The sequence below is a fragment of the Koromonas humicola genome, from assembly GCF_059726255.1.
On record NZ_AP040873.1, the window covers coordinates 4,276,122 to 4,301,842 of the forward strand.

Genomic DNA, 25,721 nt, shown 5'->3' on the forward strand with positions numbered 1-25,721 from the left:
GCACGGAAACGTCCGCCATGCAAAACAAAGCCCACCGAACTTGGTGGGCTTTTTAAAATCGCGGGTTGTTGTTATTGTTTTTCTGTTCTTAGATATCGAGGTTCTTCACATCTAGTGCGTTCTCTTCGATGAACCTGCGGCGCGACTCTACGTCCTCGCCCATCAACGTCGTGAAGATAGCTTCCGTCTCCGTCAGATCCTCAAGCTTCACCGAGAGCAATGTACGACGCTCCGGATCCATCGTCGTCTGCCAGAGCTGCTCGGCCGTCATTTCACCCAACCCTTTGTAGCGTTGAATTTGGTAGTCCTTGCGGCCCTGTTCCAGAACGAAGTTGAACAGATCGCGCACCGTCTTCTTCTCGACCGGCTCACGCGAGCCGCCCTTGAGCGCTACCCGTGCGGGAGTTCCGCCCTTGATCGTCTTACCTTCGATCTTTTCGGCGTCCGCCTTCTCTGCATCAGAAATCGTGTCATCAACTTCCTCCTTTGCAGGCTCGGCAGTCTTGACCCACTCAACAATGAAAGGTGGCTTCAGATACTCCGCAATTTGGCGATACCGCGACATCATCTGCTTGTACTCAGGACTCGACACAAGCGACCAGCTGATCGCGTGCGGCGTTCCCTGCGAGTTCACGAAATCGACTTCCCAAAGTTCCAGCTCTTCGTCGAAGTGAGTATTCACTGACATGAACTGCTCTTCTTTGGCCATTGCCTTCAGTCGCGCTTCAACCTTGGCAATCGGCTCCGGTACAGCGTCAGCGCTTCCACTGAAGTCCTCGCGCTTCGCCAATCCAAATTCAGGCAACATCTCCGTCACGCGCTCATTGCGGATTCGCTTGTCCACCTTGTCAATGAAGCCAAGATATTCGTTGAGCCGCGTCATGAACTGCGCGAGTTGCTTGCTTTCCAGCTTCGCCGCACCCTCGCCGTAGCGCACAACGAGCCCTTCGGATGCGCGCTTGATCATCACCTGAACAAACTCGCCATCGTTCTTGATGTACTGTTCGAACCGGCCCTTCTTAATGCGATACAGAGGCGGCTGCGCAATGTACACATTGCCGCGTTTGATCAGTTCCTGCATGTGACGGAAGAAGAACGTCAACAGCAGCGTGCGGATGTGCGAACCGTCCACGTCGGCATCGGTCATCAGAATAATCTTGTTATAGCGCAGCTTTGAGGGATCGAAGTCATCCTTGCCAATGCTGCACCCGAACGCGGTGATCATGGCACGAATTTCTTCGTGGCTCAGCATCTTGTCGTAACGAGCCTTCTCGACGTTCAGGATTTTTCCCTTCAACGGGAGAATTGCCTGGAAGCGACGGTCGCGTCCCTGCTTCGCCGTTCCACCTGCCGACTCGCCCTCGACCAGGTACACTTCGCAACGCTCAGGATCGCGTTCTGAGCAATCAGCCAACTTCCCTGGCAGACCACCGCTATCGAGTACGCCTTTGCGCCGGGTAAGGTCGCGAGCTTTCCGCGCAGCTTCACGTGCACGCGCCGCATCGATTGCCTTGTTGATGATCTTCTTAGCAACCTGGGGATTCTGCTCGAAGAACGCGCCCAGTTTCTCATTCACAAATGCCTGCACTGAGCCGGCAATGTCGGAATTGAGCTTGCCTTTTGTCTGACCTTCGAACTGCGGTTGCGGCAGCTTCACGCTGACCACCGCGACGAGGCCTTCGCGAACGTCGTCGCCCGAGAGATTCTCTTTCAGGTCTTTGAACAATCCCAGCGACTGTCCGGCGGCGTTGATCGTGCGAGTCAGAGCCGAGCGGAATCCCTGCAGATGCGTTCCGCCATCAATCGTGTTGATGTTGTTGGCGAAGCTGAATAGCGTTTCGCTGTACGAGTCGTTGTACTGTAAGCCGATTTCACAGGAAAGCTCAGGCTTCTCAGATTCCATGTAGATCGGCTTTTCGTGCAGCACGTTCTTGCCCTTGTTCAGGTGCTTAATGAACTCCGCGATGCCGCCGTTGAACTTGAATTCTGTATGCTTCGCCTCGCCGGTTTTCTGATCCGTAGTGCGCTCGTCGGTGAGCGTGATGATCAGGCCCTTGTTGAGGAACGCGAGTTCGCGCAGGCGATTGGCCAACGTGTCGTAGTTGTACTCGGTGACGCTGAAAATGTCCGGATCGGGATGGAAGTGAACCTTGGTCCCGCGCTTCTTGGTGACGCCAGCCTTCTTCAATCCATTCTGCGGCACACCGCGCGAGTAGTCCTGCTGCCACACAAATGGCCCATTGCCATCCGCATCAGGACGCCAGATTTCAATATTGAACTCGTCGCTGAGCGCGTTAACGCAGCTCACACCGACGCCGTGCAAACCGCCGGAAACCTTGTACGTCGAGCTATCGAACTTTCCGCCCGCGTGCAACACCGTGAGCACAACCTGCACAGCGGGAACCATCTCCCCATCGTGCTCCATCGGATCAACAGGGATGCCACGGCCATCATCGACAACCGAAATGGAGTTGTCGACATGGATCGTCACATCGATCTTTGAGGCAAAGCCCGCCAGCGCTTCGTCAACCGAGTTGTCGACGACTTCGTAAACGAGGTGATGCAGGCCCATTTCGCCAGTGGAGCCAATGTACATGGCGGGGCGCTTACGCACAGCTTCCATTCCACCAAGGACCTTAATTGAGTCGGCGGTGTATCCGTCACCGTTACCATTCCCGTTCTCGGCGGTCTTGTTGTTCAGCAATTCTTGTGCGTGGAGAGCTGTCTGCTTTTCGGCATCTGCGGTGGTTGGCTTTGAGGACATGTAGTTTTCTTATTTCCAGGAATCGTTTGGGCCGCGGGCAGCTAAACTAGCCAGCCGAAGCAGTTGGGACGACGAAAACAGGGTTCCGGAACACTTCGTTCCAGATTGTTTGTACTTCTGAACGACTTCGACAGAAGGGCTTTCGCCTACAATCGCCGTCACCTATAGGGATGTTGCCACCTGTATAGATTTTAACACAGAAGACGTTTTCTTGGACCCGTGTAAGTTATTGAGCAACCGCAGCTTACAGCGGTTTCTCGCAGCCTTCCACAGGCGTTCAAAGAGCGCCGGCTCCATCGGTCCTTTCAAGGGAAACTTACCTACAGGTTAGATGATTAGAATGTGACGCCTGCTCCAGAGATGATGAAACAAGATACGGCCAAGTTGACCTTCTTCTCGCGACTAGCCAGCCCTGCTTTGCATCCGAATGCGGTATCTTTTCAGTTTCGCGGGGAGAAACACCTTGCAGAACTCATTGAACTCACCTACCGCAGCCGTGCTCGGAGAAGTCGGACTTCCTTCCTCGGTTCGTGAACTCGCTCGGCGCCAGTGGGACGCGATCATCGTGGGTGCTGGGCATAACGGACTCGCCTGCGCTGCTTATCTCGCTCAAGTTGGAATGAAGGTGCTTGTTCTCGAGGCCCGGAAACGAGTTGGCGGCGCATGCACTATTGAGGAGTCCTTTCCCGGCGTGCACATGTCTCCCTGTGCCTATCTTGCAGGGTTACTTCATCCGCTCGTCATTTCCGAGTTGAAGCTTGCTGAGCGCGGCTTCCACTGGACTCCGGCGGTAAATGGGATGTTCGTCCCATTCCTAAATGGCTCAAGCGTCCAGCTCTGGGATGATGACCAACGTTGCGAAGCAGAGATCCGCCGTTTCGCTCCCGCAGAAGTTCAGGGGTGGAAGGCAATGAACGAACTTCTCGCTCGGGTTCGTGAAGCCTTGCGCCCGGCAGGCGAAACCGATCTATGGATCGGCGATGCGCCCACAGCAGATCAAATTGAGCATCGGCTCGATTGCCAGTTCGGCTCCGATTCCGACTCGAAGGCCGCCGCGCATGGTTTGCTGTTTGACTGGTCTATGGCTGAGTTCGTGGAGCACTATCTAAGCGACGATCGCCTGCAAACCGCGTACCTCGGCCAGGGAGTCATCGGAGCTAACGCGAGTCCTTTTGATCAAGGCACAGCTTCCATTCGCTTCCATCATGCTTCGGGGCGCCTCGGCGGAATGCCTGGAATGTGGGGCTACGTTCGTGGTGGCATGGGGATGGTCTCGTTCTATTTCTGCGACGCTGCACGTGAGGCAGGAGCCGTGGTTGCAGCCGGAGTTCCTGTTGCGCAGATCATTCCCGGTGAAGGCGTCGTGCTGGAAGGTGGAGAACGCATTGCTGCTCGCGTCGTAATTTCGAATGCCGATCCTCGCCGTACGCTAACCATGCTCGGCAACAACGCAGACTCGCTATGGCGCGAGCGAGTTGAGCAGATTCCCATCGAAGGCTGCACCGTCAAGCTCAACGTGCTTCTGCGAGAATTGCCCAATTTCACGGCGCGCCCCGGCACATGCGAGCCCCATCATTTCGGACAAATCAACACTCCGCTGACGAAGCAGGAATGGAAAGATGGCTTCGCGCGAGCCAAACGCGGCGAACTACCGGATCATCTCTGGTGTGAACTCTACTTTCAGAGCGCACACGACACGACCATCGCCCCAGCGGGACAACACACAATGTCTGTCTTTGCCCAATACGTGCCGTATCACTTCGCGCATGGCACATGGGACCAGCGCCGAGCCGAGGTCCGCCAACTCGCCCTCAACTCACTCTCGCGCTTCTGCTCCAACATCGACTCTGCAATGATTGACGCGCAAGTGCTCGGCCCGCCAGATATCGAGCAGAAAGTGGGACTCACGGGAGGACACATCTTCCAGGGCGAATGCCTGCCGCCCTATATGTGGTCGCATCGCCTCACGGCACGTACGCCGATGGAGGGTGTCTATCTCTGCGGAGCCTGCACGCATCCTGGCGGCTCAGTCATCGGCATCAACGGACGAAACGCGGCGATGGCCGTGCTCAAAGATTTAGGCCGCAAATAGAACGGCGAACTGCTGAGCAGTCCGCCGTTTGAACTCCGCGATGAATTCTGATCAGATTCGCATCGGCATCACGACGTAGCGATACTTGTATTCTTCTACGCCTTCAGGACGAAGCTGCCCGGCCGACTGCGCATCCTTGAACTCGATCCGTACTGTGTCGCTATCGGTAGCCTTCAGGAACTCGACCATGTACTGCGAATTGAATCCGATGGCTAGCGGATCCGAATCGTATTCCGTCTCAATGGAGTCTTCCGACTCGCCCGTCTCCGTCGAAGACGACGAGATGCGGAGCTCATTCTTCTCAAAGCGCATCTTGATGGCGCCGGAGCGTTCATCAGCAAACTGGGCAACGCGCTGGATAGCCTGTTGCAAGTCCACTGTGCGCACGCTGATGCTCTTGTTGTGCTCCTTGGGCAGCACAGCTTCGTAATTCGGGAACTGTCCCGTTAACTGGCGCGAAGTGAGCAGTCGCGAGCCAAGGCGGAAGAACAGCGTCGAGTCATCCTTGGCAAATTCCACAAACTCAATCTCCGGCGCGCTCAGTAACGAGAAGAGCTCAAGCATTGCCTTGCGTGGGATCAAGGTCTTCAACTCGCCCGTAATGTCGAACGAGAGACCGTCCTTCACAATGTGCGCCAGTCGGTGTCCGTCGGTTGAAACCATGGTGATCGACTCAGGCTTCAGCACAAGCAGGGCGCCGTTCAGGGTGTAGCGCGACTCCTCGTTCGAGATGGCGAAGACAGTCTTGGCGATTAGCGTTCGCAGCGTCTGGGCGGGAATCTTGATAGCGCTGTTGATCGGGAACACTGGAACGCTGGGGAAGTTCGAGCGCGCCATGCCGACCATCTTTGTATTCGAGCGTCCGGCACGGATATTGACCCAGTGATTCTCAAGCAGCTTAATGCTTACGTCCCCGTCGCCGAGCAACTTTACATAGTCATAGAGCTTGCGGGCGGGAATGGTGCAGGCGCCTTCCTTCTTTACTGTAGCCGCACAGGTCGTACGCAGGCTCAGATCCAGATCGGTGGCTGTGATTGTCAGCTCACCATCGGCGGCCTCAAACAGAAAATTAGACAGGATGGGGATGGTCGTCTTGCGTTCGACCACGCCCTGGGTCGCGGTGAGTTCTTTTAACAGGTCAAATTTACTGACCGTGATCTCCATTGCGGTTCCTTGCGCGATCGCTGTCTCTGCCATATAGTCCCCAAACCTTTCGCTACTATGACTTGCACTTATATCAAACTAAACCTAACAGATACCAGCAGTAATCGTAGGCACTGCGGAAAAGTGCAAAACTTAGGAAAATCTATCACTCTTCGAGGTTTAGGGCGAGAACCAGCTTGGAAAAACTGGTTTTTCGGGAAACTGGCTGGTGCATGATTTCCGCTCGTTTCGAAATTCAGCCAAGTTGTGCACAGAATTCACAGGCATTCCACATATGTCAATGTAAGTCCCACCCTCTATGTGATCGCGGAACTCTCATCCATTGAGCAGCTTAGGACAGTTCACATCTGTGGATCGCCGGTGTGAATTTCTGGAAAACTTCGCTTCAGCTCAAAGATGCAAAAAATCGTCTGGCTCGCTAGAGCTGCCGTGCAGTCTCGCCTTTGCTCCCTGCGAATGCACTAGAGCCGACGAGTATTCGAGAACTGCACAGGAAATTCACAGATTGAGGACGTAGAAAAGCCCGGGCGAGCTGCCCGGGCTGTATATGTGTGCGAAAAGTTAGTTGCTCAACTGCTCGGTGAGTTTGTTGAGCAGACGGTTGAGGTCCTTGTCGTCCTTGCGCTGCTCGTTGATCTTCTCAATCGAGTGCAGAACCGTGGTGTGGTGCTTCCCACCGAACTGGCGTCCGATTTCGGGCAGCGAAGCCTCGGTCAGATGCTTGCACAGGTACATTGCGATCTGGCGCGGGAAAACGATCTGCCGCGAGTTGTTCTTGGCCTTGATCTCCGGCAGGCGCAGTCCAAACTGCTCGCTCACGGCCTTCTGAATAGCTTCGATCGTCACCTTGCGGCTCTGCTGGTCGATGATGTTCTTCAATACCTGCTGAGCTGTCGAGAGGTTTATGTCGGCTCCGGTCAGCGAGCCATAAGCCACTAGGCGGATGAGTGCGCCTTCCAGTTCGCGAACGTTACTGCGAATGTTTGACGCGATGAACTGGCAAACATCGTCGGGCAGCATGACATGCTCGCTCTCGGCCTTCTTCTGCAGAATGGCGATCTTGGTTTCGAGATCAGGCGGCTGAATGTCGGCAATCAAACCCCACTCGAAACGCGAGCGCAAGCGATCTTCAATCTCGGCCAGTTCCTTCGGCGGACGGTCGCTGGCAATCACGATCTGGCGATTGGTGTCATGGAGCGCGTTGAAGGTGTGGAAGAACTCTTCCTGTGTACGCTCTTTTCCGGCGAGAAACTGAATATCGTCGATCAACAGGACATCAACTCCGCGGAAACGATCGCGGAAGCTCACCATCTTGTCGTGCTTGATCGAGTTGATCATCTCGTTGGTGAACTTTTCGGTCGACAGATAAACAATCGAGCTATCTGGCTGGCGAACCTTCACCTCGTGACCGATGGCCTGCATCAAGTGGGTCTTGCCCATACCCACGCCGCCGTAGAGGAACAATGGGTTGTAGGCCTTGCCAGGAGCAGTCGCCACGGCTAGTGCCGCCGCATGGGCAAACTGGTTTCCGCTACCGATAACGAAGCCGTTGAACGTATAACGGGGGTTCAGTTGGGCTGCGCCGTCAAAATCAAATCGCGCCTGCGCCGCTGGGCGCGCTGAAGATCCATTGAGTCCGCCGTTATGGCGAACAACGGGCGTGGGAACAGGCTCCGGTTCCGGTGGAACGGTTACAAACTCGACGTCTTCGTAGTTGAGACCAAGGTTCTCGATAGCTTCGAGGATCAGGTCGTTGTAGCGCTCGCCGATAGTACAAAACTCGGGGGACGGAACGGCGACGTAGAGTTTGCCGTCAGCATCATGACTGAAGCGTGTGGGCTTGAACCACGTGTCGTAGGAGTGGCGATTGACCTTCTTTTCGAGGCAATCCAGTATCTGAACCCACGGATTCGGGGTTGACGTCGTCGTCGATGTAACGAATGCTGACATGTACCGACCATCTTCCGGCACAAGCCCGCGAGCTCCCTGCCTCACACAAAATGCGCAAGGAATGCCCTGCTGGGGCTTGGCTGGACGAATTTTCAAAATGTCGTCGCTGAATAGATTCAACCCCACAGGCACAACGAATACCTGTGGAGCTGGGGGGCGCTGAGCGTGATTCGCAACCCGCACTCGCGGAAGAAAAACAGAGACCGCAAAACGGATACTAGCACGAATGCCGGGCTTATTGAGCGCCACTCCCAACATTTCTCGCGACGGAGTAGTACTCACTTTTGCCCTTAGAGAGCACTTCGTCAAGACATAAATTTGTCATTGCTCCGAATGATGTGCAGAGAAGACCGGGAAAATGTAGGATGAAGCATAGAGCCGGGCACGGCAGGAGAGCTACGGGCGGTTTGGCCCAACAGCGTTCCTTCATTTATACTTGCCCTTTGCTCACCGACATATCTCGAAGCAGGAGCAGTTAAGTCAATGCCTAAGCGCACATTCCAACCCAACCGCCGCCGTCGTGCCAAGGTGCACGGATTCCGGCAGCGCATGAAGACCAAGAGCGGCCAGGCCGTGCTGTCGCGCCGTCGTGCCAAGGGACGCAAGCGCGTCTCCGTTAGCCCCAGCTATCGCGACTAGCCAACTGAACGTAAATCATCGCAGGACCACGCCCGTTTCTGGCCCCTTCACAAATGGCGAAAGAAGCAGGAACGCGAACGCCGTGGATGATAGCGTGAGCGACACACCGAAAGGCAGTTTTCCGAAGACCGCGCATTTGTTGAAACACTCGGATTTTCAACGCGTGTATCAACAGGGACGGCGTCACTTTTCGGCGAACATGACCGTCTTCTATCTGCGAAACAAAACCGAAGCTGCTCCCGCGCCTGTCGAGGCCGGGGCAGCCGAGGACTTGTGTGCGCGGACGAGCGGTCGCGTGCGTGTGGGCTTCACCGCCTCAAAGGCGTTGGGTGGATCGGTCGAGCGCAATCGCCTCCGTCGCCGGACTCGCGAAGCCGTTCGCCATCATCTCGCCATGTTTGAAGGTATGCCTGCGGATGTGGACGTGGTGATTAATCCGAAGAAGTGCTTGATGGTGGCTGGGTTTCCGCAGATCTCGCAGGAGATCGAGCGGGCTTTTCGCGTGATACGACAGAATTGCGAAGCACCAGGCAGCAAAACTTCCCGGCGGGAGGCTCGCGCATGACCAAGATTTTATTAGCAATGCTCGCGGCCTATAAGCGTTACGTCTCGCCGCAGTTGCCAGCGGCCTGCCGCTTTACGCCCACTTGTTCTGAGTACGCGACGGAATCCATCACGCGTCACGGAGCCCTAGGCGGAACGCTGCTCGCCCTGTGGCGTTTGCTGCGTTGTCATCCTCTTGGTGGACACGGGCTCGACCCGGTACCGGAACATTTTTGCTGCCGCGCGGTGAACCATACTCCCGCAGCGGCTTTGATTAGGAACGAAGATTAGTACGACCTCGCGCCGCTGGCCGAGACCAATGGCGCGTGCACAGGAATTAGAACTTCAAGCCCGCGGCCCGTCCGCGCAGATCGGCATACTACCTTGAGCGAGTTCCAGAATCCGCAGAACCAGCCCGGCATAGACAAACGTGTCATCCTTATATTCGCGTTCACGATGGTGATGTTGGTCTTAGCCCAGCAGTTCCTGGTCAAGCCGCAGCAACAGCAGTCCGCGCAAAAGCAGCAGCAGGCCGCTAAGCTTTCTCCGGCTCCGACCACCCCAACACCCACACAGAGCGCCACTCCAACTACGGTCGAAGCACCGAGCCAGCCAGTCGCCGCCCGCGCTGCCACCAGCGAAGCCACAACAGTGGTTGAGAATGATCTTTATAAGATCACCTTCACCAACCGTGGTGGCCAGGTCAAAAGCTGGATTCTGAAAAAGTACAAGGACGACAACGGGCACGAACTCGATCTCGTGCAGCAGCAGGCCGCGGCGCAATACGGGTTTCCGCTCTCGCTTTACACGGGCGACGAAAATCTGCGCCAGCGACTCAATAACGCACTGTACGTTGTCAATGAACCCGGCAATGGTCCAACCAAGGACTTAACGTTCGAGTACGCAGATGGCGACCTTGCCGTTCGTAAAGAGTTCCACTTCGACAACACTTATGTAATCGGCATTAAGACCAGCGTGCGTCAAGGCGCGAACTACGTCACTGCTCTTCCGGCGTGGCCCGCTGGATTCGGTGACGCGACCGGCCTGCCCAGCTACGCCGAGCAGCGCCTCGACTACATTGCCACGGGCGAGAACGTAAAGCGTCTCAAACTCGATAAGAAGGGCAAAGACATCAGCGGAGGCCGTGTTCAGACCGGCAACTACCAGTGGGTGGGTGCGTCCGATGCCTATTTCGGAGCGGTGTTCCTTCCCGAGCAACCGCAGAACGCCGCTTTCGCCGAACTTCGCAATGCTATCCAGATCCCGAAGGATCCCTCGAACGCAAACAGCGAGAAGGTGAAGGCTGAAGTTCTTGGCGTCGCAGCCGGAGCGTTGAATGCTCCCTCGAATGTCCGTCTGTTTGCCGGACCAAAGGCAGTCGATGTGCTTGAGACCGTGCGCAGCACCAACGGAGTTGATATCCGTGGCACGCTCGACTTCGGCTTCTTTGAGTTCATCGGCAAGCCGCTCTTCGCCTGGGTTCGCTGGACGCAGCAGCATTGGACTTCCAACTGGGGATGGACCATCGTCCTCGTGACCGTGCTCATCAACGTCGCGCTTCTACCGCTGCGCATTTCGCAGATTAAGTCGTCGATGAAGATGCAGAAGGTCGCACCGCAAATGCAGGCGATCCAGGAGAAGTACAAGAAGTACAAGATCGATGACCCGCGTCGGCGTGAAATGCAAACCGAAATCGCGGCGCTGTATAAGCAGCACGACGTAAATCCCGTCGGCGGCTGTCTGCCCGTGCTGATCCAGATGCCCTTCCTCTTTGCGTTCTACACCATGCTGCGCAACGCAATCGAGTTGCGGCATGCAAACTGGTTGTATCTGAACGATCTCTCCGCGCCCGACCACTGGCACATTATCCCCATCGCGACCATCATTCTCATGATGATCATGCAGCGCATGATGCCCGCCAGCGGCATGAGCAAGGAACAGCAGCGCATGATGAACATGATGACGCCCGTCATGTTTGCCCTGTTCACATGGTCAGTGGCTTCAGGACTGGGCCTCTACATCATTACAGGCACCGTGGTGCAGATCATTCAGCAGCTTGTTATGAATCAGACGGAAATGGGCCGCGAAATGCGCACCATGGCCGAGAAACGCGCCCTGAAAGCGGCGGACAAGAAGCGCTAGGACCCGAGGATACCAATGGCAATCGAAGAAAAAATCGCAGCGGCAAAACAGATCAACGAACTGCTGAACAAAATTGTCCGGCTCGGCTCTTTTCGGGTGAAGTACCGCATCGCGGTCGATCCACCGGTGAACGAAGGTGCCGACTGGGATCGCCCTGCAATCCTGGTGGACTTCTCCGGCCCGGACAGCAATCTTCTCGTGGCCCGCGGCGGCGAACTCCTACACGCACTCGAAATGATCACCGTCGAATCCGTCGGTGACATGCTCGAACCCGACGAGCGCATTACGTTTGACGCCATCGGATTCCGCCAGGCACGCATCGACGAGCTTGTCATGTCGGCTAACGTCGCGGCTGAGAAAGTGCGACGGACCGGAGCGCCATACGCGTTCTCTCCCATGAACAGTCGAGAGCGTCGAGTCGTTCACCTCGCACTGCGCGACGTCGAAGATCTGCGTACGGAGAGCGAAGGTGAAGGTCCAGCACGTCACCTTGTGGTCTATCCGAAGAATTACAAAGGTGCGGCACCTGCGGCCCCAATGGCACGTCCGGCACGTCGTGGGCGCAGATAACACGCCACATAACAAAAACAACGTTGAGCCCCGCTGCGATTCGGTGAGAAACTCGCAGCGGGATTTTTATTCTGCGAGTAAGCAGAGGAAGCGCCTATGTCCACCAACGTAAGCATGCTGGCTGAAATTCCCATGTTCAGCCTGCTCGATCACGACGAGCGAACCACGCTGTCAGAGTTGATGACCGAGGAAACGTTTGCTGCAGGCAAACACATCTTCAATGTCGGCGACATTGGTGACAGCCTCTACATTGTGCATCGCGGCCGCGTGCAGATTTCAGTCGAGGATGATGCTGGCGAGGACGTAGTGATCGGCGAAGCCTGTGCAGGTGATGTGTTCGGGGAAATCTCCATGCTCGATGGAGGACCGCGAACAGCGAACGCCGTGGCTATCGAGCCGAGTGATGTCTTCCGCCTGGATCGAGAGAATCTGCAGGAGCTCGTCTCTTCTCACCCGCATGCTGCGCTCGACCTCCTGACTGTAGTCGGCCGGAGGTTGCGAGCAACCGATCAACTATTGCGAACGCACGTCACGCGCAACGCGAATGTCGAAGAAGCCGAGCAACTGACATTAGGGGCAAAGATCGCCGATCGCGTTGCGGCATTCGGTGGTTCGTGGACGTTTATCATCCTGTTCGCCGTCATTATCATCGGATGGATTGGGCTCAATAGCGTAGCGCTCATCAAGCACCCTTTCGACCCATTCCCCTACATACTTCTCAATCTTGTGCTCTCGACGCTTGCTGCGTTTCAGGCACCGGTCATCATGATGAGCCAGAACCGCCAGGCAGCCAAAGATCGCATCAAGAGCGATCTCGATTTTGACGTGAACCGCAAAGCCGAATTAGAAATCGCCACGCTGCATCGCAAGGTCGACCGCATGTACAACGCGGTACAGCAGCGATGGGGAGAGCAAGACAAAGAACGCCGTCAGCGCGCCCGACTCGACGACAAGGGACCGAACGACTACTACTGATACCAAGCTTGAAATGATCACAGCGAGGCAAAGTTGAATCTCGATGACACCATAGTCGCCATCTCCACACCGCCCGGACGCGGCGGCATCGGAGTGGTGCGCCTTGCCGGGCCCGAATCAACATCCGTTGCCTCCAAGATCCTTCGCCTGCGCCGTCCCCTCGAACCCAATCGTGCTGAGTTCACCGAGCTCATCGAGCTAGAAACCAGCGAGCGAATTGACGAGGTCGTAGCCACCTTCTTTGCCTCGCCACACTCGTACACCACCGATGACATTGTCGAAATTAGCTGCCACGGCTCACCCGTTATCCTGCGCCGGGCCGTGGAGATGAGCATCGCTGCAGGCGTCCGTCTGGCCGAGCCCGGCGAATTCACTCAGCGCGCTTTTCTCAATGGACGACTCGACCTTACTCAGGCCGAAGCCGTGCGAGACCTCATCGACTCGCAAACCCTGTATCAGGCCAAAGTCGCCGCTCAGCAGCTCAAAGGCTCTGTGTCGCATGCGATCCAGCCAATCAAGGAAAAGCTCGTATCCCTCATCGCACGACTTGAAGCGGGCATTGATTTTGCGGAAGACGATGTTGCGGTCGCACCCAGCGACGAAATCCTCACTGCCATCGAGAACGTACGCGCGCCGCTGCGCAAGTTAGCCTCAAGCTTCTCGTACGGCAAAGTCATTCACCAGGGATTAACCTTGGCCATCGTTGGCCGCCCTAACGTAGGTAAATCGAGCCTCTTCAATCAGCTCGTTGAACGCGAACGCGCTATCGTGACCGCAACCCCTGGCACCACCCGTGACCTCGTAACAGAGACAGTCTCCATCGGCGGAATTCCCGTGCGCCTGGTCGACACCGCTGGAATCCGCGAAGCACTCGACGAAGCCGAAAACATCGGCATAAGTAAATCGATCGAGGCACTAGCTGACGCCGACTTGGTCTTGGTCGTCCTAGACACCAGCCAAGGATTCAGCGATGTCGATCGCGAACTCCTGTCGGATGTTGCCAATCGATCCGCCATCGTCGTCCATAACAAGACTGACCTAGCGAATGAACTGCAATCTGCTGCCACCGCCACCCTGCCCGACAGCAATCTCCCGAAGGTCCACACATCCGCTCTGACGGGCGAAGGCATTACAGAACTTCGCTCCGCCATACTCGCCATCGTTCGCGGCCCGGCACAGCATGGCGGCGCAATGCTCACCAACCTGCGCCAACAAACTGCCGTCCGCTCCGCGCTCGCCTCCCTGGATGCAGCCGAAACCTCCGTCGAAAACTCCATTCCACACGAAATGATTCTTCTCGACCTCTATAACTCCCTCCGCTCCCTCGACGAACTCACTGGTGCCACCACCGCCGACGATATTCTCAATCTCATTTTCTCTACGTTCTGCATCGGCAAATGAGAGCAGATCCGAGAACGTCCGGCAATATCCAGAGTTACCACTGTAACATACGCTATTCATTAACTTAGATATCCACTAATGTCCGGTCGGGTACACTGAAAAACGACTGGATATGTGTCCACATGCGTGTCCACAATAGTGATCCTGTGTCACAGACTGCTTGCGTGGACACACTCGGAGGAGCTGTGAGTCAGCAAAAGAGCGATGGACCAAGGCCGTTAACGGAGCTTCGGATTCGTGCTCTGGAGGTCAGGCGGGAGCGCTATTACATACGTGACGCCGGGCATTCAGGACTTTGGATCGAAGTGTTCCCTTCGGGGACCTTGGCGTGGCGGTATCGGTATCGGCTAAACGGAAAATTGGAGAAGGTGGCACTTGGAAAGTATCCTCAGATCACACTGAAGGCTGCCCGCCAAAAAAGGGACGAACTCGCGGCTATGGTCGCAAGGGGCGAATCACCGGCACTGCAAAAGCAGCTTGCAAAGGAGGCACTTGCCGCAGACACAACCGTCCGTCAATTTGGGGAGCGTTATTTTTCCGAAATTGCGCAACGAGACGTGGCAGACACGAGCATTCTTCGCCGCTACTTGGATAAAGAGATCTATCCCGCATTCGGCAACAAGTGCCTGAAGAACATTACCGCAGCAGACATACAGAGCCTCGTGTTTAGAAAACGCGACAATGGATTTCCATCGGCAGCTGCCGGCATTCGGAATCTGTTGCGGCGAATTTTTGATTACGCGATCGTTTGCGGCGTCGCACTGAACAATCCCGCCCTCGCCACGCCAACTCGTTTCATTTCTCGTGCAAGGTCGCGAACAAGGGCGTTGTCACCGAAAGAAATTACCTCATACCTTCAGACGCTCTACTCCGCGAACATTCGAAGGCAGTTCAAACTCGCGCTCCATATCATTCTGCTTACGTTGATTCGTAAGTCTGAAATCCTTCAAGCCGACTGGAGCGAGTTCGATTTTGATGCAGGTGAGTGGCAAATTCCGGAGGAACACACAAAGACTGGGAAAGCCCACATTGTTTACATGTCACGACAGGTGTCCACAATGTTCCACGAGCTCAAATATCTCGCTGGAGAGTCCAAGCTCGTGATGCCAGGTCGACGTAGCTTGTCAAAGCCGTTTGCCGAGAACGCCCTCAACAAAGCCCTTGACGGAATCAACTTCGAGATTCCTCCATTCACCATCCACGACATGCGTCGCACTGCTTCCACACTGCTCAATGAGCAGGGGTTTCCGTCAGATGTGATCGAAAAGGCCCTTAATCACACGATCGGTGGCGTCCGCGGCGTTTATAACCGCGCAGAGTACGCGAATCAACGGAAGGAAATGCTTCAACACTGGGCCGATTACATTGATCAAGTTGCGTTTACGACACGGCCTGATTGCCGGATTGGAGTTCGTTAATGGTATCTCCCGTCGTGGCAAATGCGCCTGAGGCGGAATCTGCGGAACCTCAACCCTTAGATCTTTTCAACATTGAGGCCTATGAGCGAGTTCTCAGACCACTCGATTGGTATGTGCAGTTCGCCAGGCGCTGGGATCTATGTGAGATAGTTCGACTGTTCGAGGCCGCTGCAGATGATCCGGAATACCAGCATCGCTTCGCTGAAAGCTCCGGGCTTTATGCTCGAATCAACGATTTGGTGCGGAACCCGCTCTTAACAATTGATGATGTTTACTCGCGAGGCGGCTCGCTAGCCAGGTTCAGCTACTATCTTTGGGATGGTTTAACGAGCAGCGAAAACGCAGGACTCTTCCATCCACTTACAAATCGTAAGCTGATTTCGTCTGTAAGGAATCTATTAAGAGAAGCATTGCGAAATCGAAGCAGCGACGATGCCTCATTTCATGATCTTCTCAATAAATGGGTGATGGGTGACGATAGTCAGTTGTGGGCCGCTGAAGAATTGGAGCAACCTTTCGACTACGCCGGAGATTGGCTTTTGAATTTTCCATGGCGAATGTCAAACGAACTATTGTGCTCACAATTCCAAAAGTTCGTTGGTCGGCTTACAACGCTCCCGCCAGGTGAAAAGACAAGGCAGCCTAAGATAAGTGTTGTCGACAAGGCATCCCGCGAACGCTCTGGTCGTAATCGCAGATCTAATGCCAGCTTCTTCAGGGAGGTTTCAAGGCTACAAGTTCTCCCTTGTATGGATCTCGACCTCATAACACGGGCCTCGAAAGAAAGGAGGCCAACATACGACGAGTTTGCCAATAAGCTATTGGGCGAGCGCTACGAGGCAAAGGAAGCGGAGAATATCAGGAAGACAGTCTTCCGATGGGTGAGAGATCTCAGCTATCCAGACAGCCGCAAATCACGCGACCTTGAGGCAAGAGCGCTAAGCGATTTTCAACAGATGGCCTCAGTCGGCCAGCCTAACTCCGAGATAGCGGCAGTTCGTGCGGAGCAAGCACAAGATTGCGAGGATTTCGGAGTTTCTGAACCGACATTTTTAGGGGATTACCCAGACGAATACTGGGACGAGTTGTATAGAGAATGTGGCCTTGCTGAAACGGCTGCTGCCGACCCCCATTTACCAGAGGATGCTTCGTTCGAAGACTTACCGTACTAGCAACTACGATGTTTCACCTCTTCTGAACACGCACAAACGTGGGTACGCGAGGGTGTGAAATCTTGCGTACGCACGTTTCCACAAAACAATTGTGGAAATCCTCGCCAGTTCCGCCTGAACGGTCGCGGACGAAGGCGGCCAAATTCGTACGCCATTCGCGCCCCATCAGTCGCAAGACAACACCCCATCGGTCGCCATAAAGAAACCTATATTCTTCCTCTCAATCTTAAATACCCGGTAGTAGATCCAAAAAAGTGTGGATATGCGTTTTACCACAGGCGCCTTGTGATTTGAGAGCCGGAAGTATCACCATCACGCCGTCCTCTATAACCCGGAACAAATAAAGCTCGTATACATTCCTCGTCGTCTACCGTCGTCCGAGCGAGACTGACGCCATGCAAAGGAACGTACAGGTGTCTCTCAAGCTCCTACGTTTGCCCCGGGTCCTCGAGAAAACGGGGTACTCCCGATCTACGCTCTACGACGAGATTGCGAAAGGGAAGTTTCCGCGCCAAATCTCACTTGGAGGCCGCCGCTGTGTTGCCTGGATCGAAGCCGAAGTAGACCAGTACATCGCGGAACAAATCGAAAGCAATCGGCGGCAGGCTTGAAGAGATGAATCTATCACTCGCAAATATCGCCGAAGGGCAGTCTTCCGCAGCCGAAACAGCACCGGACGACATAAATGCCATTGAAACACGGCGGCTGTTTGGGCCAATTACATACGTACCGAGATGGCTGGTTCAGACTAACCTTCCGCATCGAGATCCAGGGCTGGTGCCCTCATGGACAAGGGTGAATGGAGCGTGCCGACTAACTGTTCAGCCATTCCTGGAGCAGATCGAGAGAGCTGATCAAATTGAATCGTCCTTTGGTCGCCCGGTCACAATGAATTATCAGGGTACACTCCATGTCTGCGTCCACCATGGAATCCCTTATGGCTCAATACCTCGACTGATTTTGGCATATATCGGGCTACAGGTAGTCATGTACGAGTCACGCATTATCGATCTAGGCGACTCCCTCACAGCGTTCATGACGGAACTAGGATTGGTGCCTAAATGGGGAAAGAACTCAACTAACAAACGCCTTATGGAGCAGGTCCACCGATTCGCAACGTGCAAGATAGCCATAACCGGACCGGATGACCGTTACAGGGACTATTCGTTTGTCGAAGGAATCGGGAATTCTTGGACCTTGTGGCGCACGAATCAACTCAGATGGGAGAAAACTTTACAGCTAACTGAAGCAGCATTCATGGACTTCCTGACCACCCGTGTTCCGACAAATCTCTCAACACTTTTCGTACTCAAGAAATCAGTCTTGGCACTGGACATCTATAACTGGCTGTCTCTCAGGCTATTTAGGTTGAAAGCGCCGACTGGCACTCTTTCCTACGCTTTGCTGGCGCGACAGTTCGGAAGCCACTACACGCGGCTACGGGACTTTGAACGCAAGTTCATTCGGGAACTCGGGAAAGTACTCAAAGAATATAAGCAAGCTAGAGTCGAAATGGTGTCAGGCGGTATACGCCTCTATCCATCACCGCCACACGTTCCTGAGCGGAAATCCATCAAAGGGAGGATATTGGCATAGCCCGCCCGATGAGTCGCGCAAGAATACAGAGCGGCACACCTGCATGTGCCGATTCCGGCGATTAACTTCCGCTAATAGAGTCAAGCTGCACACTCACACCAGGGGACCCGGCGGTGGTCGTACTTACCGCCCGATCAGTCGCAACCCTACGTGAATAGGTCTTCCTAAGCTCTCAATGGAGGAATGTTGATGATTATCACAGTGGCGAGTTTCAAAGGTGGCGTCGGAAAGACGACCACTTCAATTCATCTCGCAACATATCTTGCCGAAACTGCTCCTACGCTCTTACTGGACGGAGATCCGAACCGAAGCGCGTCAGGGTGGGCTAAGCGAGGAAGTTTACCTTTCAAAGTTGCGGATGAGCGATATGCAACCAAGTACGCGCGAGACTATGTTCATACCATTATTGATACTCAGGCTCGCCCGAGCCCGGAGGACATTGAGATATTGGTGGCGGCATGTGACCTTCTTGTTGTTCCGACAACGCCCGACGCCTTGTCCCTGGAAGCACTAATGTTAACCGTACGCGAATTGAAAAATGTTGGCGCGACCAACTTTCGCGTGTTGCTAACGATCATCCCGCCGGTTCCAAATCATGATGGAGAGGATGCCCGCAAAGTACTCATGGAAGCCAATGTTCCCCTATTTTCAGGCGGCATTCGGCGCTTCATAGCATTTCAGAAGGCAGCACTCGCAGGCGTACCGGTCGCGGAAGTTGACGATCCCAGAGCTCAACAAGCGTGGGATGACTACAGAGCAGCGGGGGCCCAGATCCTGTGACTATCGACAAGAAAACAGGAAGCAGATTTAGCGGGCTACTTAATCGCAATGACGAGGTGGAAAAGGAGCTGGGGAGGCAAACTTCCAGCGACAGCATACCCGCTATTCAGTCGCGTGGTCCGCTTGGAAAGCGCAGCGACGGATCGTTCGAGCAGGTAACCGCATATATTCGGAAGAACACGCATAGAGCCGTCAAAATAGCGTTACTGCAAGAAGGAAAGGGAACTCAGTTCAGTGAACTCGTCGAGCAGTTGTTGGATGAATGGCTGACAAAAGCACGTACGCAGGCACCTGAAAGTCCAGGTCGCTAAGTAGACGAAAGTGTGCGTGGGCGAATATGCGAGTACGCAACAATTTGCAAAATTGCGATCCATACGAAAGAGCTATTGAAAACCGCTAGCCGCCGATAGAAGATCGGAGTGCTGCTCATTTGTATTGCAGTTTAGGAGCAGTCCAGGACCGCCCCTAGCCGATCCTGTTCCGTACAAAGATGCAAGCTAAGGATTTGTAGCGCTGTGCCTTTGCCCAGCGCAGCGAGCCGAGTCAAGGCTCGAATATCGAACCTCCAAATCACCGGGTGACATGTGGGCGCGACTCACGTTGTTCCCGGAAATGAATGCGCTCTTCCGAACCTTTTCGCCAAATTCGGAAAAATGGGCCTTCGTATCCATGTCGCTTTCAACGAGGACTCCCATCTGCGCAGCACAAATACCGGTACAAGAGCGCCCGATGCGGCGCGACGTATTTGCATGCAGGTTTGTCCTGCATGGACTTTGTTCATTTGGAGACTTCGATATGGGATTACTTGCGGAACGAACACTCCGTAAATGCGCTGGACACAGCTGTCCAAATTTCCACTTTGGCCCAGGTCGCTTCTGCGGCTCGTGTAGACATGATCGGGAGATGTTCGGCGGGAACCGCCTGAAACGATTGCGCAAAGACCGATATAAGTGTGTATGTTGCGGTCGGCCAGCAGAGGTGGTGCACCATCGTCTTGCATTCTCCCGCGATGTCAGAGGACACCTGACACAGATCAGAAGGCAGGCTCATGCACTCAGGAGACTTGCAAGTCTCTGTCGGCGATGCCATCACCTACTCCACTGCTGGAAAGTCCTCAAAAAACGTGTCAGCCGCCGTTTCGAATTGCTATGGACGGACCTTCACCACTCAGCGATTCAAACAGGATTTCCCTGGGCCCCGAGTTATGGAGTGGAGGCATCATCATGAAGCTACTCACAGTTCTGTGTTTTGCAGTCGTGCTAGTCGGGTCGTCTGTGCTGGCATATTGCGCGATCAATTCTGTCCTTAGGCAGCACTCGAAGGGCAGCGCCGGACGCCTAGGCAACGCAGCAAGTAGCACTCAGCCCCAACCGATGAACAGCAAAAAGGTAAACGGACGTCAGGTGAAACCCGCAGGCGAAATGGCCAGTTCTTCCCATGAACCGGACGATTGGTTCCCATTCTCCCGAACTGATGTCCTCTTGATCCAGTGGATCTCAGGTGCGGCGTTCTTGGATACATGTGTTCTTCTCTTCTTGCTCGTGCAGTTGTTTCGCGACTTGCGCCTTTCGGCAATGAGAATGAAAGAACTCACCCATGGCGAAACGGTGGCACGCAACGAAGCTGTGCTGAAGGCAGCGCAACTTGGCGATGCGCAACATCAGGTCATGATTCTGAAATCAGAACGGATCAAATGGAAATCGGACCTGGACACGTGGAACGCAGAAGCTTCTAAGTGGAAGCAGGCAGCCTACCAGCAATATGAACGGGCGGAAGCTCTTGAGCAAAAATCACAGATGAACGCTAGGGCGCTCCGTGAAGTATTTCGCGAAACAGGAAGTCCATCCCCGGCGATACTAGCGGCGAGAAGCTTGCAGATGGCGAGGGTCAAGCAATGATGAAAGGATCCTTTGTCCTGGGGCCAGATACTGATGTTCCGGTCCTTCGCGCAGTATTAGATGCGGGTTACATAGATACCAAATTGCTTTATGACGAGTGTGTTGATGCTGGCATTGTAAGGAGCAAAGGCGCCTTCTATTGCCGGCTCAAAAAGCTTTTGACACACGGTTTAGTGCGACAAGTGAAAGTTGTTTCGAGCGTATTCGCGGTTTACTCAGCTACAGAGCGTGGCGTCCAGGAACTGTCATATCTGCACAAATGTCCCCGTTCAATTACTCCTGCGGGAAAAAGGAATTCGAATCTAACGTCAATTCATCATTCGCTTCAGTTGACTCAGATTCGAGCTTTCTTTCGCCAGGAGTTTGCCGCAACCGGAATGATTTCAGAGCTGGGTATACGCGAAAGTAGGATGAGTGAATCCGGTGAAGAGCGGTTAGCTAAGGAGTATGATCTGTTCTTTTCATTGCCCCGGCAACGATTCGGAAAGCGCCCCTTAGCGGTCGCGTTGGAGCTGGAAAGGACGCCAAAAGCCCTCGACAGATGGCGACAGATTGGAGAGATTCTTGAACGAGAAACCCTCGTCGATCTTGTCATGTATGTCGCCGCTGACTCGGAGATGGTAGCGGCGCTTGCAGACGTAATTCACCCGAAAGCAGTGATTGTTGCGTTCACAACAATTGGAAATCTGCTGAGCTCCGGACCCGAATTTAACGTCGTAATCCGCACCGAGTGGGGATTAACCGCGATGCCGTTCCTGGACCTAATTGATCGGGTCGAGTGAGATGGACGCCCAAACAACGTGCAGAACACATCCAGAATATGCCCAGAATGTCTCAAACTGAATCGGCCGCAAGGTTAGCTCTATCAGGTACTTGCGGACTGACTACTACTATTCGCTCGGCCGTTCATTCAGTGCTGTGTGAACCGCAGGCATTTTAGGCCTTCGCAGGGAATCCAAGTTGGCTAGAGTTGCAAGCAGCTCAAATGGCTTCCATCGACGAAATCGGACAATGAATGATGTTGCAACGTACAGATGTTTTGTCGCGATGGCGTTCATTTGGTGAACATTCAGGTTGCAGATTCAGGGAAGATTTGGGCGTGAGTTAAGTCGCGCCTACCAGGCCAAGCTTGGCTCCAGTCACTTGGTTTCTTTTTTCAGATTTGATTAGACAAAAGACTCCTGAGCAGGCTCTAGGATGCGCGATTTTCATACTCACGTGCGCGACGATGCCGCAGCAACCGGGACCTCGGTCGACGGAAAATTCTTCACAATTCTTGTTTTGTCTTGCGACCATTGGTTTCATACATGGCTTCCAACTGCAGGGAAAGATCACGTGAACACTTGACTAATTCGGTCTAGGGTTGGAACATCTGCATCTAAGGAAACGGTGGTCAGCCGTGCAAGGGACTTGCCACCTTGTTCTAACGCTTACGCGTTTTGAGCATCCTTACCAGTAGAAGGATCACAATCAGCATTCGCCAGTCGAGCGCGATGTTGACCACGATGTGCAACCACTGGTGGTGTTCCATATGCACCTCCATCAATACTCGATGGCTGCATAGGTCCACCTCCACCGAGTGAACCAGCCCGTAGGCCACCTCCCAGCGACTCCTACGGGCTTTTCGTTGTTGAAATTGTGACTCTGACAATGTTCCTAAGGGTAAGCATGACGCAATGGATGGCCGTGTCGGCGTGACCAAACATGACAGGCATTCTCCTATTGTTGTGAATCCGTGCTCGCGAAGAGGAGTTGTCATCATCTTCAGCAAACCTTGTTTTTCATTGGAACCAACCTCCGGTAACCAGGGCGTTGAAGAGCGTCGACGGATTCTGGAGTGGAGTCTTTGCCGGCGAAACGTAGTCGGCTTTTTAGCTAATTCACCTCGGCTAATTGCAGCATTGCCGCAACGAGAACGGGTGCAACATCCGCCTCAAGGAGGAATGCCTTGGCCCACTTTGACGAGCACTGTAACGACTGCGAAAGGCTTCTCGGCGACCGATGCGAAGACGTAAATCGGTGGATTGATAACGCGTTCGCGGACTTTGGGCCACGGCACCGGTTTGTGAAGCACCACTGGACGGGTGTGGAGAGAGCTTCTCAGCTATTCGGTGATCGCGGCAGAAAGGCCGCAATCATTCACATCCTGAAGGACTGCGGACATATTCCCATAGAAAGCCAATGGATAAGCAAGAGCACAGACTTCTTCGGCATGAATCCGGACCATCGATTCGATGGTTACTGGGACCCACAACAGTTCGATGAGGCTGCACATAAGTTGTTGAGTCACCTGTCGGCCCAGGGCGACGACGTTCCCGGTAACTAGATCAGGACAATTGGCACCCGTGCTGCTTCAGAACATCTTCGATATCCTCAGCCGCGGTGCCGGCGACGAGGCAGGATCTGTTCCGGGTTCAGTTTCTCGTAGATCCCGGCGTCAAGTCCTCTTACAAGTTTCGTCATTGAGATCTCCAGAACCTCACAGAGCCGAAGCATAGTTGTGACCGTAATGGGTCTGCCGGCCTCAATTTGCCGTTCACTGGACCGCTACGGCTCGATTCTCAATCTCGACGGTCATGTCCGGCAGGACTTGAGCGCTTCTTCTTTTCTACGCTGCTCTTCGTCTCACAGCCCCCATTGAAAGGCACTATGACTTCTATGACCCGAGCATGGGAGCGTCTCTTTGTCGGCAATCGGATGGATGCCGAACTGCTCTCCAAATCCAATCCATTTGGTATCACAACCGTAATCACGCTCTGCGAAGACGCGGTGGAGTTTCGCAATCCTGCGGTGAACTATATGCACATTCCCATCAGAGATTCAGAACCGATCGAAGTCGATGAGTTCGACTCCATTCTGGATGCCATCTCCGAAAACATTCGCTGGGGCACAGTGCTCATTCAGTTGCGGAAGCGGATGGAGCAGGGCTCCTGTCATGGCTGCCGCATGGATGGATGCTGTCGGCTACAAAAACCTGGACGCAGCGCTTGAGGAAATCGCAAAAGTTCGGACCGTGATTGCACATTCGTTGGCATTGCTCTCCAGTGTTCGAACACACTTAAGGTAACGATTCCGCGCCACCGCTGTGCCCCAAACTTATGACCTCGGTTGTACGCACCAACCTCAACCTCCGCTCCCGCAACGCAATTCCCCAAAGCACTCGACGTAAGCGGCAAGGAACACGCTGCACCCAAGCTGTGCGATCCACCAATTAACTCAGGTCCATTCCGTAGGAGGATGCCCTTTGTCACGAATTGAATGGCGCTCCTACAGGCGAAAGTTTCGCCATCTTAATTTCCTGAGCGCGATGAAGCACGCAAGTTGCCTCTATCGCGACGAGAATCTCCACATATATCCCCATCTATATTGCGGCGGCCTGCACGTTGGACACGCGCCCAGAAAACGAGCATCGCCCGAAGCCGTTCCCCCGCGCAACTCCCCCGAGGGGCGGATTCGGCGCACGCAGCTTCGATTGGAACGCGCGAGGAGTATCGATCCGAAGCTATCCGCAGGTCTCGGCAGCGTGTTGCGAGCCCGGAAGCTCATCTGAATCAGCTCCTCGTTGCACAGCAATTTCACCTCACATTGTGATGCACACCCAAGTGCTTCCGGCGATCTGGAGAAAGCCGCGCGCTAGCAAGAAACTGCAGGATTCGATTGGTATGGGATTCGGGCAGTTCCTCTCGGCAGGGGATAATTGGCAATGTTGCCAATTATGATCGCAGACACGTTCAATAGGGCGTCCGGTTGCATACTGCTCTGCTTGGAAACCAAGGACACTATTCCAGCAGTTTGCGCATGATAATGTCCTTTATCAATGAGTGAGGGAACCCACAGTCGTCCTTGCATCCGCGACGTCGTTGCCGTCCCTTTTCGGGGCACGTCCTGAGGCGCGTACCAGGCTGCGGGATTTCTTCAGCTCGCATATTCGCAACCGCAACACGCGGCGAGCTTACATGGGAGCGCAGTTCTCGACTTCTTCGCCGAACTCTGCATGGCGGACCTCGTACAGGTTGAACCGCCTTTGTCGAAGAGCAGCTGAAGACGAATTCGCGGCGGTGAAGCAGCGCCTTGCTGCGCTGCGCATGCTGTTGATTGGCTCGTCGTCGAAACGGCGAGGTCCAAGGTAATAGCAAAACTCTGCTTCCCGTGTCCGGCCACGGGAAGCAGTGCGAAAGTCGTCTTAAGGGGATTCTGCCGCTCCGGATAGTACCAGCGATGGAACTTGCGATGCGTGTCCTCCATTAACAGCGCATCGCCCCCCATCATGCGCTGCATGTTAACCAGAGATGCTTGCAACGCTGGATCGGAGATTAGACCATCTGCGTTTCCCACAAAGCTCGTCGCTGAAAGTAGAAATGGACCGGCCTTTATGCCCTGATCGTTGGTCGTAGCAAGCAGTGTGTTTGTACGGTCGAGTGTGGTCTGGAAACGAAGGAGAGTTGGATCAATCTGACGCTTCCCCAGGCTTTAACAGTGTCCTGGGCATCTTTGACCAAATCGGAGGTCTGCTGGGCAGTGGCATTCCAGTATTTCTTCTGTGCGCCACGCTGACTTCCGCCCTCTTGTCAGCATGACGGCAGCATTCATGGTTACAAGCTGCACGTTGTGGTCGGA

Annotated in this window: 23 protein-coding genes; 18 read left to right on the forward strand and 5 right to left on the reverse strand. The window is 54.4% G+C overall.

What is annotated here, in order from left to right:
• Positions 1-88: 88 nt before the first annotated feature.
• Positions 89-2,764 carry a DNA topoisomerase (ATP-hydrolyzing) subunit B gene (gyrB, locus tag AC6IZD_RS18640; RefSeq protein WP_497785139.1) on the reverse strand — a complete coding sequence of 892 codons (2,676 nt, stop codon included), beginning with the start codon at positions 2,762-2,764 and terminating at the stop codon, positions 89-91.
• Between the two features lie 463 nt (positions 2,765-3,227).
• Here gyrB and AC6IZD_RS18645 point away from each other — a divergent pair, with 463 nt between their 5' ends.
• On the forward strand, positions 3,228-4,856 hold the full coding sequence (locus AC6IZD_RS18645) for a phytoene desaturase family protein (RefSeq protein WP_497785141.1): 1,629 nt from the start codon (positions 3,228-3,230) through the stop codon (positions 4,854-4,856).
• Positions 4,857-4,907: 51 nt separating this feature from the next.
• On the opposite strand, the gene dnaN is transcribed toward AC6IZD_RS18645, so the two are convergent.
• Both dnaN and dnaA read right to left on the reverse strand, forming a co-directional pair.
• Positions 4,908-6,053 (reverse strand): DNA polymerase III subunit beta, encoded by a 1,146-nt coding sequence (gene dnaN / locus AC6IZD_RS18650; protein ID WP_497785142.1) that lies wholly within the window; start codon positions 6,051-6,053, stop codon positions 4,908-4,910.
• 528 nt (positions 6,054-6,581) lie between these two features.
• The gene (gene dnaA / locus AC6IZD_RS18655; RefSeq protein WP_497785144.1) at positions 6,582-7,970 is read right to left on the reverse strand and encodes a chromosomal replication initiator protein DnaA; all 1,389 of its coding nucleotides are present in this window, start codon (positions 7,968-7,970) and stop codon (positions 6,582-6,584) included.
• Between the two features lie 483 nt (positions 7,971-8,453).
• Between dnaA and rpmH the strand changes: the two genes are divergently transcribed.
• From rpmH to AC6IZD_RS18720, 13 genes are all read left to right on the forward strand, one after another.
• Complete coding sequence (gene rpmH / locus AC6IZD_RS18660) at positions 8,454-8,609, forward strand: 50S ribosomal protein L34 (protein WP_497785146.1); 156 nt, start codon at positions 8,454-8,456, stop codon at positions 8,607-8,609.
• 94 nt (positions 8,610-8,703) lie between these two features.
• Positions 8,704-9,174 carry a ribonuclease P protein component gene (gene rnpA, locus AC6IZD_RS18665; RefSeq protein ID WP_497785148.1) on the forward strand — a complete coding sequence of 157 codons (471 nt, stop codon included), beginning with the start codon at positions 8,704-8,706 and terminating at the stop codon, positions 9,172-9,174.
• Positions 9,171-9,443 (forward strand): membrane protein insertion efficiency factor YidD, encoded by a 273-nt coding sequence (gene yidD / locus AC6IZD_RS18670; RefSeq protein ID WP_497785149.1) that lies wholly within the window; start codon positions 9,171-9,173, stop codon positions 9,441-9,443. The genes rnpA and yidD overlap by 4 nt, the downstream gene beginning before the upstream one ends.
• A gap of 93 nt (positions 9,444-9,536) precedes the next feature.
• On the forward strand, positions 9,537-11,294 hold the full coding sequence (gene yidC, locus AC6IZD_RS18675; protein WP_497785151.1) for a membrane protein insertase YidC: 1,758 nt from the start codon (positions 9,537-9,539) through the stop codon (positions 11,292-11,294).
• A 15-nt stretch (positions 11,295-11,309) separates the two neighbouring features.
• Positions 11,310-11,864 (forward strand): Jag family protein, encoded by a 555-nt coding sequence (locus AC6IZD_RS18680; RefSeq protein ID WP_497785152.1) that lies wholly within the window; start codon positions 11,310-11,312, stop codon positions 11,862-11,864.
• A 96-nt stretch (positions 11,865-11,960) separates the two neighbouring features.
• Positions 11,961-12,839, forward strand: a complete 879-nt coding sequence (locus tag AC6IZD_RS18685; RefSeq protein ID WP_497785154.1) for a DUF1003 domain-containing protein — start codon at positions 11,961-11,963, stop codon at positions 12,837-12,839.
• A gap of 33 nt (positions 12,840-12,872) precedes the next feature.
• Positions 12,873-14,240, forward strand: coding sequence for a tRNA uridine-5-carboxymethylaminomethyl(34) synthesis GTPase MnmE (gene mnmE, locus AC6IZD_RS18690; protein ID WP_497785155.1), 1,368 nt, complete (start codon positions 12,873-12,875; stop codon positions 14,238-14,240).
• A gap of 185 nt (positions 14,241-14,425) precedes the next feature.
• Positions 14,426-15,658, forward strand: coding sequence for a tyrosine-type recombinase/integrase (locus AC6IZD_RS18695; RefSeq protein WP_497785157.1), 1,233 nt, complete (start codon positions 14,426-14,428; stop codon positions 15,656-15,658).
• Positions 15,658-16,830 (forward strand): hypothetical protein, encoded by a 1,173-nt coding sequence (locus AC6IZD_RS18700; protein ID WP_497785159.1) that lies wholly within the window; start codon positions 15,658-15,660, stop codon positions 16,828-16,830. The genes AC6IZD_RS18695 and AC6IZD_RS18700 overlap by 1 nt, the downstream gene beginning before the upstream one ends.
• A 395-nt stretch (positions 16,831-17,225) precedes the next feature.
• Entirely contained in the window at positions 17,226-17,441 is a 216-nt protein-coding gene (locus tag AC6IZD_RS18705; RefSeq protein WP_497785161.1) for a helix-turn-helix transcriptional regulator, read from the forward strand.
• Positions 17,442-17,445: 4 nt separating this feature from the next.
• The gene (locus AC6IZD_RS18710) at positions 17,446-18,426 is read left to right on the forward strand and encodes a replication protein RepA (RefSeq protein WP_497785163.1); all 981 of its coding nucleotides are present in this window, start codon (positions 17,446-17,448) and stop codon (positions 18,424-18,426) included.
• 189 nt (positions 18,427-18,615) lie between these two features.
• Positions 18,616-19,206 carry a ParA family protein gene (locus AC6IZD_RS18715; RefSeq protein ID WP_497785165.1) on the forward strand — a complete coding sequence of 197 codons (591 nt, stop codon included), beginning with the start codon at positions 18,616-18,618 and terminating at the stop codon, positions 19,204-19,206.
• Positions 19,203-19,517, forward strand: a complete 315-nt coding sequence (locus AC6IZD_RS18720; protein ID WP_497785167.1) for a hypothetical protein — start codon at positions 19,203-19,205, stop codon at positions 19,515-19,517. Before AC6IZD_RS18715 ends, AC6IZD_RS18720 begins: the two co-directional genes overlap by 4 nt.
• A gap of 490 nt (positions 19,518-20,007) precedes the next feature.
• On the opposite strand, the gene AC6IZD_RS18725 is transcribed toward AC6IZD_RS18720, so the two are convergent.
• Positions 20,008-20,295 (reverse strand): hypothetical protein, encoded by a 288-nt coding sequence (locus AC6IZD_RS18725; protein WP_497785169.1) that lies wholly within the window; start codon positions 20,293-20,295, stop codon positions 20,008-20,010.
• Between the two features lie 134 nt (positions 20,296-20,429).
• On the opposite strand from AC6IZD_RS18725, the gene AC6IZD_RS18730 reads away from it, so the two are divergent.
• From AC6IZD_RS18730 to AC6IZD_RS18745, 4 genes are all read left to right on the forward strand, one after another.
• Positions 20,430-21,104, forward strand: coding sequence for a hypothetical protein (locus AC6IZD_RS18730; RefSeq protein ID WP_497785170.1), 675 nt, complete (start codon positions 20,430-20,432; stop codon positions 21,102-21,104).
• Positions 21,101-21,886, forward strand: a complete 786-nt coding sequence (locus AC6IZD_RS18735) for a hypothetical protein (RefSeq protein WP_497785171.1) — start codon at positions 21,101-21,103, stop codon at positions 21,884-21,886. Before AC6IZD_RS18730 ends, AC6IZD_RS18735 begins: the two co-directional genes overlap by 4 nt.
• A gap of 1,166 nt (positions 21,887-23,052) precedes the next feature.
• Positions 23,053-23,430 carry a DUF6915 family protein gene (locus AC6IZD_RS18740; RefSeq protein WP_497785172.1) on the forward strand — a complete coding sequence of 126 codons (378 nt, stop codon included), beginning with the start codon at positions 23,053-23,055 and terminating at the stop codon, positions 23,428-23,430.
• 323 nt (positions 23,431-23,753) lie between these two features.
• The gene (locus AC6IZD_RS18745) at positions 23,754-24,095 is read left to right on the forward strand and encodes a protein-tyrosine phosphatase family protein (protein ID WP_497785173.1); all 342 of its coding nucleotides are present in this window, start codon (positions 23,754-23,756) and stop codon (positions 24,093-24,095) included.
• Between the two features lie 924 nt (positions 24,096-25,019).
• Here AC6IZD_RS18745 and AC6IZD_RS18750 read toward each other — a convergent pair.
• Positions 25,020-25,439, reverse strand: coding sequence for a hypothetical protein (locus AC6IZD_RS18750; RefSeq protein WP_497785174.1), 420 nt, complete (start codon positions 25,437-25,439; stop codon positions 25,020-25,022).
• Positions 25,440-25,721 lie beyond the last annotated feature (282 nt).